Origin of the sequence: Roseovarius sp. MS2 (assembly GCF_051447875.1) — a bacterium.
GTDB lineage: Bacteria > Pseudomonadota > Alphaproteobacteria > Rhodobacterales > Rhodobacteraceae > Roseovarius > Roseovarius mucosus_A.
In genome coordinates this window covers 592,292-603,987 of sequence record NZ_JBKHVF010000001.1, presented here as the reverse complement: position 1 = coordinate 603,987, position 11,696 = coordinate 592,292, and the positions used below count along the sequence as shown (strand labels likewise).

Below are 11,696 nucleotides of genomic sequence, written 5' to 3'. Positions count from 1 at the left end.
CGCGGATCATCATGCTCAGCGCTTGCGGTCGCGGCGGCTGCTCATCGGTTGGAACGCGACGCCCACATGCGCCTCGCAATAGGGTTTGCCGGATTGCACCGGCAACCCGCAGAACCAGAAATCTGGCGTGGCGGGATCACCCACCGGCCATTTGCAGGTGCGTTCGGTCAATTCCATCAGCGTGAGCTTTTTGGCCTTCTTTTCGATCTCGCTGACCTTGGCCAAGGCTGCGGGGTCGATTTCGTTGGCCGAAGGCTGCGGTGGCAGCGGTTGGCCCGCAGGAATGATCGCCTTGATCCGGCTGATGGGGGCCACGGCGACCGGTTCATTCGCGGGTTCCGGCTGCTCCTCGGCCCGTGCTGCGGGCTTGGGTGCAGGCTTGGGCGCAGGCGCTTCGGCGGTCTTGGCCGCAGCGGGTTTGGCCTTGGGATCTGGGGTGCTGGGGGCAGGGGCCCCTGTGGGCCCGGTGCCATTGCGATTGGACAGGCCAAGGCGATGCACCTTGCCAATCACCGCATTGCGGGTCACGCCGCCCAACTCCTTGGCGATCTGGCTTGCGGACTGACCTTCTCCCCACATCTTCTTGAGCATTTCAACGCGTTCGTCGTTCCAGGACATCGGGGCTTCCTTCGGTCAAAAGGCGGACCGGGCCCCGGGCCCGCCGCCTTGCAAATCTGATCAAGCCCCTATTCTAGTCACTGGCGTGTGAGTTACAAGGCATCGAATCGCGGGCAGGCAGCACATCGTGGTGGAAACGCGCCCAAAAGAGCCAGACCACGCAGGCAAGGAGCGATAAATGACAGATCACGCACGACACGAGGGATCGCCCGTCACGGCGGCAATGGGATCGCGGCGGTTCGGGCGCGTCAATTGGTTGGGGCTGGCCACGCTGGCAGAGCGTGAAACACGCCGCTTCATGGCAGTCTGGACACAGACCATTATGGCACCTTTGGTGACGGCGGGTCTTTTTCTGCTGATTTTCAGCATCGCCATTGGTCCGACACGGGGCGATGTGATGGGCGTGCCTTTTACCACCTTTATCGCGCCGGGCATTCTGATGATGACGGTCATTCAGAACGCATTTGCCAATACCTCTTCGTCCATCGTCATCTCGAAGGTGCAGGGCAATATTGTGGATACTTTGATGCCGCCGCTCTCAGCGGGGGAGTTGGTGCTTGGCTATCTTGCGGGGGGCGTGGGGCGCGGCCTGCTGGTGGCTGTTGCGATCTGGCTTGGGCTGTGGGTTTTCCTTGGGATCGGGCTTGCGCATCCGATGTGGGCGCTCTGCTTTGTGCTGCTTGGTGCGGCATTTCTGAGTGGGATTGGCATTGTCGCAGGGATTTTTGCCAATAAATTCGATCAGATGGCGGCGATCACCAATTTCATCGTGACGCCGCTGGCATTTCTGTCGGGCACCTTTTATTCGGTCGAGGCACTGCCCCCTGTGCTCTACACGGTCACGCATTTTAACCCGATTTTCTACCTGATCGACGGCGCGCGCTATGGGGTGATCGGTGTGTCGGACAGCGATCCGCTGCTTGGGCTGGCGGTGGGCGCTACGGCGACCCTCGTGATCTGCCTGACGGCTTGGCGAATGCTGGCCACGGGATATCGGCTCAAGGCTTGAGGGGCAATATCGGCTACCCTGCAAAGAACAAGAGGGGGAGCACGCCGAGCAACGTGGACACGAATCCGCCGTCATCCTTGCCCTCATCTTCAGCTTGCTGATCTGGTGGGTTGTTTTGGTCTTGTGGCGGGGCTTCGGGGGGCAGCATGGGCAGGACCGGATCATCAGCCGGCACATCCTGTGCTGCGATCTCTCGCACCGCGTCGGTAAAGGTGGGGTTGGACATCTCGATCATCAGGATTTCCCGAGGGGCCAGATCCGCGATCAGAATACCATCCGCCAAAAGCGCACTCGCGTCTTCGTGGGTGATCTGTGGTTCTGCTGATGTGAAAGTCGGATTTTCCCCCTCGGCCACGCCGAGCCGTGTGATTGAGACCTCGCCGCTCTGCGTCACCAGATTGTTGAAGTCGACAACCTGCTCGCTCTGCCCATCAGAGGTTGAGGCGATGAAGGTCACGAGCCGGTCTTGGGCATAAAAGCTGTGCACATCGGCGGTGGTGCCTTGCAATTCGGTTTCTCGTCCTGCGCTGCCAACAAGCGCCAGGGGTCGTGTGCCCGGAAGAACCTCGTTCATCAGCCGAAACATCTCTCCGGCGACGCGCATTTCGGCGTCTCCCTCAACCTCGGCTAGGGCGGTGCGGCTGTTCAACTGAAGCGCCCAGGCATGCGCGGCATCAACCCCGCCCCAATGAAACGCCTCGACGATGTTGAGCATTTCATGGGCCTGTTTCAGGCCGAATTCTTCTTCACGGGTGTCCCCGACCGTGCGCTTGAGGTTCCACTCTGTGGCATAGACCTTGAGGTCTGGCATTTCCTCGAGCCAGGTGTCCCTGATTTGGGATAATTCAAAGTAGCGGCTACCCGGTACATCCTCACCGCGCGAGTAGATATGTGCGACGATTCCATCCACTGCCGCGCGCTCTGCGTCGGTATCGAACTGGTCCATGAGGATTGCGTTGTTCACCTTGGACCATGCGACCTCGCCGGACGAGTAGATGTATCCCTCCTCGGACAGGGACAGGCCAAACATCTGGTTCGCAGCGGCAAGCTGTTCTGAGCCTGTGCCATCAAATAGGCCGGACAAGTCCGATACCCCGTGGTTCGTTCCCATCTGCACGAGAATATCAGTATCCGCAAATTGCGGGCTTGCGGGATGCCGTGACATCTCATCCTCGACGATCAGCGCCATTTCAGAGGCCAGACGCCCATATTCGACAGTGTTCATCTCACCGCTGCCCCAATATTCATTGCCGATTTCAAAGGCCTGAATGACGGGTGCAGTGCCGAAGTTGCCCTCGGCGATATCCGCGATGAATTGTCGAACGGCCGCCTCGTCAACATCTGCAAAGCGATGGCCATTTTCATCGCTGACATCAGTCAGAAAGTCACGGGTCGGCAGAACAAGGGTCAGCGCAATGCCCGCTTGGGTGGCATAGCTGAACATCTCGGTCACGGAGGTCTGGACCGGTTCGTCAGTGGTGCGCGGCGGCTCTGACAGACGATCCGCCTCATAAATGCAGGCGCAATTTTCTGTCAATGCGCCACCGGGATAACGCAGATGCGCCATTCCGAGTGTTGCAGCGGTGTCCGCAAAGGTTCCATTGGTGCCGACGACATCGCGTGTCGCAAGCAGGTTGCCCCCAAAATGCGCGGCAGTAAAAGACGGACCCCCGACGTCCTCGATCGACAGAATGAACGGCATCCCACGGCTCCAATGTGTCTGAAACGAACCGACACAGCATTGTTTCGCCTGAAGATACTATTTAAGGGATAAATCAATCATCACAATACAACCTTAACGTGATTATTGTTGTATTGCAAGGTCTAAGCCGCCTTTTGGCGGGGCTGATAGGCCAAGTCTGAGGGGTTGCGATAGCGCCTTTGGCCGCAGCCATAGGCGCGATGCTGTTTAGGTTCTGATCTGGATTGGCTGGGGTTAGCGACAGACCCGCTCGGCGCGTTGCGCATAGGCGCTGTAGGCGTCCCAAAATCGCTCGTCGCCGGGGCGTTTGGATTGACGGATATCTTGCGCCACTTGCGGGTCGCGGTAGAACCGGACAGCGCGGCGTTGCTGAGCACTGCTGAGTGTATCATTGGCAACGGCCTGAATGCAGCCGCATAGGGCACGTGAGCGCGCCTTGCGGTCGGATTGCATGCATGCTGAGCTGATCGGGCCGCTGGCCATCGGCGTGGCACCGCTGGTCCCACGACCGCCATCACCCCCGCCACACCCTGCAAGTGCCAGAACCACACCCAACATCACCCAATGCTTCATAGCCTGCGCCTCTTGCTCGTTTCGTCCGCCCGGTTGTGGGCTTTGTTATTCGGAATGTTTGCCTGAATTGCCGAGATTCTTCAATTCGCAACAATGCTCTGGCCCACGATAGTTAACACAAGGTCTCTAAGCCGACTGAGCAGAGTGTATTTCTATAGCCTGCTTTTCCCGATCCCCAAAGTATCCGTAGGAGGCCAATGGCGGTATTGGTATCGCCTAAGATTTTTGCGATGAATGGGATGTCTATTCCGCGTGTTCTTCTCCGCCTTTCCTATGGCGGAGCAAAGGTTTAGCCGTATCGCGCCACGCCTGTCTTGCGCGCTATTCTTGGTCGTACAGAACTGCGTTTGCGCCAATCCGCACAGGCACCGGGCGGCGGGAGAAGTCGCTGGTGATCCAGAAAGCAGGGGCTGCGGCACAGATGTCAGCCACGTGCCAAGCGCGATATACTGCCGCATCACGGTGGACAGCCTCTAGTCTTGTGCATTGTCGGTCTGTGGCCCATCGGGACGAAGGTTCGAAGTGCGGGCATGCGCCTGGCTCATCGGACACCGGCAGATTGACGCTCCAACCTGCCGTTCATTCCACGAGCTCGGCGCTATTTCTTCTTCTTGCCTTTTTTGGACTTCTTATCGGAGCCGGATTTGTCGCCCTTCTTCTTCTTATCTTTCTTTTTGTCTTTCTTGGGCTTCTTATCCTTTTTGCCCCCGCCTTTCTTGGACTTTGGCTTGTCCTTAGATGGTTTGGTCTCTGCGGTCTTTTTTGCATTGACCGGGGCCGCTTTGGGCAGCTCTGGGGCGGCAAGAACCATATTGGCCACGGCGATGAACCGCTCGGCGCGCGCCTCTGAGATGCCGCGCACTTGGATGAGTGTCGCCACATCGGCTTTACTCAGGTGTTCGGTGGTCGTGATGCCGATATTGGCAAGGCCAAGGGCGATAGCGGGGCCGACGCCGGGGATGTCGTTGAGATCTGACATGGATTTTGTCCTGTGAAGTCGTGAGTTGCAGTTGAATGAATGCGGGTCTGTGAGGTCTTTATATATGGGCTGTTTCAGTATTTGAGGGTCGTCATTTCCGCTTTTTATCTCGTTTGGCTTTGCGCTTTTTCTCTTGGGTCTCAGCTATGTCATTCGGGATGGTAGGTGTCGGAATTGGGGGCGACGCCTGTGTTTCATGGGATTTGACAAAGCCACGTATGAAAGCGCGGATCTCGCGTGCCGCACTCGTATCCAAGGCTTCGCAAAGCGCAATGAAGTCATCACGTTCCTTGCCGTTGATACGCAGAATGAGCTGGCTGTCCTTGCGGTCTTTCTTGTTGAGTGGTCCATCTGCCATGTGGCGGCGTCCTTAAATGCCCGAAAAGTAACACAATGCCTATGCAATGTATATACATTCTTAATGTGACCCCGAGCGTTCGCCAATAAAAAACGGCCCGCCATTGGCGCGCCGCTTGCTTGTCTTGAAGGATGGTAAGCCTGCCGGGTCAGGCGGTGCCGCCCTGCAAAGGTAGCACCGTCAATTCCCCCTCTTGCCGCGCCTTGATGGCAAGGGCTGCGGCATGAGAGCCGGCCATGGTCGTGTAATAGGGGATCTTGTCATAGAGCGCGACCGAGCGGATTTCGCGGCTGTCCTCGACTGCCTGCGTGCCTTCGGTTGTGTTCATCACAAGCGCTATCTGACCATCCTTGAGCAGATCAACGATATTGGGGCGTCCCTCATAGACCTTGTTCACGATTTCGCACGCAATGCCTGCTTCTGACAAAAAGGCCGCTGTGCCGCGCGTGGCGATGATCTCGAACCCAAGGTCGACCAGTACTTGTGCCGCCTCGATCATCTGCGGTTGCTTGTCCATATCCTTGATAGATATGAACACGCGCCCGCTTTCAGGAAGGTCCACGCCCGCGCCCATCTGCGCCTTGAGGAAGGCGCGCGGGAAGGACACATCCCAGCCCATCACCTCGCCGGTCGAGCGCATTTCCGGACCAAGGATCGTGTCCACACCGGGGAAGCGGGCAAAGGGAAGAACCGCCTCTTTGACAGAGAACCACGGCATATTGGGATCGGCCAGCGTCATCTGATCGGCCATTGGCAATGTGCCGGGCTTGGTATCTTTGGGGTAGGGGCCACGGAAGGGAAATGCGTCGAGCGTTTCACCCGCCATGAGGCGCGCGGCGATTGATGCAATGGCGCTGTCGGTCGCCTTGGCCACGAAAGGCACGGTGCGGCTTGCGCGGGGGTTGACCTCGATCAGATAGATGTCGTCGCCCTTGACCGCGAATTGCACATTCATCAGCCCTACGACATTGAGCGCGAGCGCTAGGGCTTCGGTCTGCTTCTTGATCTCGGCAATGGTTGCATCGCTCAGCGAATAGGGGGGCAATGAGCAGGCGGAGTCGCCTGAATGCACGCCCGCTTCTTCGATATGTTGCATGATGCCCGCCACATGAACGCGGCTGCCATCGCAGAGCGCGTCTACGTCACATTCGATGGCACCAGAGAGATAGCTGTCGAGCAGCACGGGGCTATCGCCCGACACCACGACCGCCTCGTTGATGTAACGCTCCAGATGCGCCATGTCGCGCACGATTTCCATTGCGCGGCCACCCAAGACATAGGAGGGGCGGATGACCAATGGAAAACCGATGTCTTCGGCAATCGCAAGGGCCTGCGCCCCGGTGCTGGCGATGCCATTATGCGGCTGCTTAAGGCCAAGTTTGGTGACAAGCGTCTGAAACCGTTCGCGGTCTTCGGCCAGATCAATCGCGTCGGGGGTGGTGCCTAGGATCGGAATTCCCTCAGCTTCAAGCGCACGGGCAAGTTTGAGTGGCGTTTGCCCGCCAAACTGCACGATGACCCCATGAAGCGTGCCGTTTTCCTGCTCTTTGGTCAGGATTTCCATCACATGCTCAAACGTCAGAGGCTCGAAATAGAGGCGGTCTGACGTGTCATAGTCGGTCGAGACTGTCTCGGGGTTGCAGTTGATCATGATTGTCTCATACCCGGTCTTGGACAGGGCAAAGCAGGCATGGCAGCAGCAATAGTCGAACTCGATCCCCTGACCGATCCGGTTGGGGCCGCCCCCCAGAATGACCACCTTTTTGGCGCCGGATGGGCGCGCCTCGCATTCGACCTCGCCCATCATCGGGGCCTCGTAGGTGGAATACATGTAGGGCGTCTGTGCCTCAAACTCGGCGGCGCATGTGTCGATCCGCTTGAACACGGCACGCACCCCCAAATTGACGCGGGCACGGCGCACCTGACCTTCATCGCGACCCGTCAGCTTGGCCAGACGGGCATCGGTAAAGCCCAGCATCTTAAGCTGGCGCAGGCCATTTTCAGTCAGCGGCAGGCCGTCGCGCCGGATGCGCTCTTCGGCGTCAACAATCTCTCGAATACGGGCAAGGAACCACGGATCGAACGCGGTTGCGGCGTTGATTTCGTCGTCGCTCAGGCCGTGGCGCATGGCCTGTGCGATGGTGCGCATACGGTCTGGGGTGGCAACCGAGAGCGCGCGGATCACGGCGGCCTTGTCAGGGGCCCCCTCGATCTCGACCTCGTCAAAGCCGGTGAGGCCGGTTTCCATCGACGCCAACGCCTTTTGCAGGCTCTCATGGATGGTGCGCCCAATCGCCATCGCTTCGCCCACCGATTTCATCGCGGTGGTCAGATGCGGCTTGGCACCGGGGAATTTTTCAAAGGCAAAGCGCGGAATCTTGGTGACGACATAGTCGATGGTCGGCTCGAAGCTGGCCGGTGTCACCTTGGTGATGTCATTGTCCAACTCATCGAGCGTATAGCCTACCGCCAGTTTGGCCGCGATTTTGGCAATCGGAAATCCTGTGGCCTTGCTTGCCAGCGCCGACGACCGCGACACGCGCGGGTTCATCTCGATCACCACCATGCGGCCATCTTCGGGGTTCACCGCCCATTGCACGTTGGAGCCGCCGGTTTCCACCCCGATCTCGCGCAGCACGGCAATGCTGCCGTTGCGCATGATCTGGTATTCCTTGTCGGTGAGGGTCAGCGCAGGGGCCACGGTGATCGAATCGCCCGTATGCACGCCCATCGGGTCGATGTTTTCGATAGCACAGACGATGATTGCGTTGTCCGCCTTGTCGCGGACCACCTCCATCTCGAACTCCTTCCATCCCAGAAGGCTTTCGTCGATCAGGATCTGGCTTACGGGAGAGGCATCAAGGCCGGTCTTGCAGAAGTGGATATAATCGTCGCGATTATACGCCACGCCGCCGCCGGTGCCACCAAGGGTAAAGGCGGGGCGGATGATCGCGGGCAGGCCGACGTAATCAATCGCCGCCATACATTCATCCATGTTGTTGGCAATGGTCGCCTTGGGATTCTCGATCCCGAGCCGGTCCATCGCCTCGCGGAAAAGCTTGCGATCTTCGGCCATTTCAATGGCCTGACGGTTGGCGCCGATCAGTTCCACGCCGAATTTCTCAAGCACGCCCATATCTGCCACCGCAAGGGCGGTGTTCAACCCGGTTTGCCCACCCATCGTGGGCAAGAGCGCGTCAGGGCGTTCCTTTTCGATGATACGGGCGACCACTTCGGGGGTGATCGGCTCGATATAGGTCGCATCGGCCAATTCTGGGTCGGTCATGATCGTGGCCGGGTTCGAGTTGACGAGGATGACGCGATACCCTTCTTCGCGTAATGCCTTGCAGGCCTGAGCGCCGGAATAGTCGAATTCACAGGCCTGTCCGATGATGATTGGCCCCGCTCCGATGATCATGATGGATGAAATATCGGTTCTTTTCGGCATATCGGTCCCCGGGCAGCTGGAAGGGCAGGAGGGGCTGGCCCACCTGCGCAAATTGGTGGGGTTATAGCCATCACGGGCCGGGGTGCAAGGGGCAAACCCGTGCCATGCTCAGGAGGTTTCGGGCAACTCTGCCGCATCCTTTAGAAAGACCCGGTCGAGCGCGCCTTTCGCGCTCTCCTTGACGTCCATCAACACTTGCCCAACTTGCACCGGTGCGACAGAACACCAGACACTGATCAAGCCGCCGCCGCCCTTTTGCAGGCTCGCTGAGCCCCCTGAAAACGCCTTTATCCAGCGTTTCCCCGCCTTTAAGCGCAGCCAAGGGCGCCTGTGACCGCAAAACTGGCTCAAACCGACGTATTTAAGGGTGTGCTTTGTGGATCACGCGCCTAAATACATCCCACTTGCCAAGAGGATGCGACGTGCAGATTCGTTTCGATCATGGGCCCAACACCGACGCCTGCCAGTTTGCTCAGCCCGAACGCCTGATCGTGGCGCAGACGCCCGAAGAGGTGCCCGCCGCACTTGCAGCGCTTGACGAGGCGCGGGCAGAGGGCTTTTGGCTGGCGGGCTTTGCAAGTTATGAACTTGGTCATGCGCTGGAGCCACGGTTGGCCTCGTCCATGCCCGCATCCCGTCGTTTGCCGCTTTTGCAATTTGGAACCTATGCCGCCCCCATCAAAGCCGCGCCGCTCAAGGCGGGGCAGGCCTCGCTTGGCGATCTGGTGCCTGACTGGGATCAGGCCCGCTATGCGCGGGCCTTTCAGGCGGTGCATGAGTATATTTGTGCGGGTGATATCTATCAGGCCAATTTGACCTTTCCGCTGCGCATGACGGCCCAAGGCACGCCGCAGGCGCTTTATGCCGCGCTCTGCGCCATTCAGCCGGTGCGGTATGGCGCATTGATCGAGGCGGCAGGCCTGCCCGCGATCCTGTCGCGTTCGCCCGAGTTGTTCTTTCGCACCCATGCCGATGGGCGGATCGAAACACGGCCCATGAAGGGCACGCAGCCCCGCAGCACCGACGCGGCCGAGGATGCGCGGCGGCGGTTTTTCCTGCAATCGGACGCCAAAAACCGCGCCGAAAACCTGATGATCGTGGACCTATTGCGCAATGACATCAGCCGGGTCAGCCTGCCCGGCAGCGTGCGCGTGCCCGAGCTATTCTCGGTCGAGACCTATGAGACGCTGCATCAGATGACCTCGCTCATCACCGCTGATCTCATGCCCGATATGGGCCTGTCGGATATTTTGCGCGCGCTTTTTCCCTGTGGCTCGATCACTGGCGCGCCGAAACTGCGCGCGATGCAAATCTTGGCCGAGTTGGAGCACCATGCCCGCGATATCTATTGCGGCGCTATCGGTTGGGCCGCACCGGATGGACGGGCCGAATTCAATGTGGCCATTCGCACGCTGATGCTCGAGGATGGGCGCGCAACCCTCAACGTTGGGGGCGGTGTGGTCTATGACAGCACGGCCTGGGGCGAATACGAAGAGGCGCTATGGAAGGCGCGGTTCGCACGTGCGCTTGCGCCCGTTCCTGCCTGATAGGGCCTATTCGGCAGCGTGTCGCAGGCCGTTAGCCCTGTTGCTGTATAGGTAATCGCGGGTCAGTGGCACGGCCTCCTGTTTCGGTGTCAGTTGGAACTGGAACACCACCTGATTGTTAAGGCGAAAGGTAAGCTCGCTGGCGATCAGGTAATAGCGCCACATCCGACAAAAGCGCTCATCATAGAGCGTGCGGACTTTGTCGAGATTTGCCTCGAACCGGTCGCGCCAATGGCGCAGCGTTTCCGCATAGTGTAGGCGCCACACCTCGACATCCGTCGTCACCAGCCCGTGCCGTTCCACGGCGGCCACCGCCTCGGACATGGCCGGGCAATAGCCCCCCGGAAAGATGTATTTCGTGATCCACGGGCTTGTCGCACCCGGCGGCCCCGCCCGCCCGATGGTATGGATAAGAGCTATGCCATCGGGGGCCAGCAGCCGTTGAACCGTGGCGAAATAGGCATCGTAATGGGGCACGCCCACATGCTCGAACATGCCCACGGATACGATGCGGTCAAACTGCCCCTTCACATCGCGGTAATCCATGAGGTGGAACCGCACCTTGTCCGCCAGCCCCGCCTGTTGCGCACGCTGATTGGCCACCGCATGCTGTTCCTGCGATAGGGTCACGCCCGTCACCTGCGCGCCAAAATCGCGCGCAAGCGTCAACCCCATGCCGCCCCAGCCACAGCCGATGTCGAGCACGCGCATGCCCGGACGGATCAGCAGCTTGGCGGCGATATGTGCCTTTTTGGCGGCCTGCGCCTCTTCCAGTGTCATGTCGGGGCGGGCGAAATAGGCGCAGGAATATTGCCGGTCGGCATCGAGAAAGAGATCGTACAGAGCGCCAGACAGATCGTAATGATGCGCTACATTGGCGCGCGACCGCGCCGCCGGGTTGAACTGATCCAGACGCCGCTTGAGCCAGCGCAGCGTTTCCATAGGACGCCGGAACCATGGCTGCCCTTGCGCCGCGATATTGGTGATCGCGAGGCTGAGAAAGCCGTAAAGATCATCGCCCGCGATCGTCAGCGTGCCATCCATATAGCCTTCGCCCGCCGCCATATCCGGCGAGAGCACGATGCGCCGGGGCAACGTGGGGTCATGCAGCGTCACCGCAATGCCGTCGCCCTGCTCGCCATAGTGCCGCGTGACCCCGTCGGGGTAAGTCACGCTTAGATGTCCTTGCTTGAAAAGATGGGTCAGCAACCCGTCCAGAGCCCTTGTCCACATGTCACACCCCATGTCCGCGCGCCTAACCCGGCGCAGTTCAACGGCGTACCAAACTTGTCCCTCGGCCCGAGTTCTCTGGGCCTGCCTGCTCATGTGGCGGGTATTTTCGCGCAGATTGCCTTTTGTGTAAACGGTTTTGCGGCGTGCACGGCCCCACGCCCTTGACTTTGCCGCCCCGCCAAGGTGTATCGGCCCGAACCCGAAACGACAGCCCAGACTTGGGACCGGA

Annotated in this window: 9 protein-coding genes; 2 read left to right on the top strand and 7 right to left on the bottom strand. The window is 59.4% G+C overall.

Features of this window, described 5'->3' with window-relative positions:
- Positions 1 to 15: 15 nt before the first annotated feature.
- Complete coding sequence (locus tag ACLGGT_RS03065; RefSeq protein WP_008279166.1) at positions 16 to 618, bottom strand: GcrA family cell cycle regulator; 603 nt, start codon at positions 616 to 618, stop codon at positions 16 to 18.
- A 223-nt stretch (positions 619 to 841) separates the two neighbouring features.
- On the opposite strand from ACLGGT_RS03065, the gene ACLGGT_RS03060 reads away from it, so the two are divergent.
- Entirely contained in the window at positions 842 to 1,627 is a 786-nt protein-coding gene (locus tag ACLGGT_RS03060; RefSeq protein ID WP_437197388.1) for an ABC transporter permease, read from the top strand.
- Between the two features lie 13 nt (positions 1,628 to 1,640).
- Here ACLGGT_RS03060 and ACLGGT_RS03055 read toward each other — a convergent pair whose 3' ends face one another.
- From ACLGGT_RS03055 to carB, 5 genes are all read right to left on the bottom strand, one after another.
- Positions 1,641 to 3,329: a type I secretion protein gene (locus ACLGGT_RS03055; protein ID WP_437195018.1), complete on the bottom strand. Its 1,689-nt coding sequence runs from the start codon at positions 3,327 to 3,329 to the stop codon at positions 1,641 to 1,643.
- Between the two features lie 234 nt (positions 3,330 to 3,563).
- On the bottom strand, positions 3,564 to 3,902 hold the full coding sequence (locus ACLGGT_RS03050) for a hypothetical protein (protein WP_008279163.1): 339 nt from the start codon (positions 3,900 to 3,902) through the stop codon (positions 3,564 to 3,566).
- Positions 3,903 to 4,500: 598 nt separating this feature from the next.
- The gene (locus tag ACLGGT_RS03045) at positions 4,501 to 4,881 is read right to left on the bottom strand and encodes a helix-hairpin-helix domain-containing protein (protein ID WP_437195017.1); all 381 of its coding nucleotides are present in this window, start codon (positions 4,879 to 4,881) and stop codon (positions 4,501 to 4,503) included.
- Between the two features lie 91 nt (positions 4,882 to 4,972).
- Positions 4,973 to 5,239, bottom strand: coding sequence for a hypothetical protein (locus tag ACLGGT_RS03040; RefSeq protein WP_008279161.1), 267 nt, complete (start codon positions 5,237 to 5,239; stop codon positions 4,973 to 4,975).
- A 148-nt stretch (positions 5,240 to 5,387) separates the two neighbouring features.
- Complete coding sequence (gene carB / locus ACLGGT_RS03035) at positions 5,388 to 8,687, bottom strand: carbamoyl-phosphate synthase large subunit (RefSeq protein ID WP_037296663.1); 3,300 nt, start codon at positions 8,685 to 8,687, stop codon at positions 5,388 to 5,390.
- A gap of 422 nt (positions 8,688 to 9,109) precedes the next feature.
- On the opposite strand from carB, the gene ACLGGT_RS03030 reads away from it, so the two are divergent.
- Complete coding sequence (locus tag ACLGGT_RS03030; protein WP_437195016.1) at positions 9,110 to 10,234, top strand: aminodeoxychorismate synthase component I; 1,125 nt, start codon at positions 9,110 to 9,112, stop codon at positions 10,232 to 10,234.
- 6 nt (positions 10,235 to 10,240) lie between these two features.
- Here ACLGGT_RS03030 and ACLGGT_RS03025 read toward each other — a convergent pair whose 3' ends face one another.
- Positions 10,241 to 11,467, bottom strand: a complete 1,227-nt coding sequence (locus ACLGGT_RS03025) for an SAM-dependent methyltransferase (RefSeq protein ID WP_219435025.1) — start codon at positions 11,465 to 11,467, stop codon at positions 10,241 to 10,243.
- Positions 11,468 to 11,696 lie beyond the last annotated feature (229 nt).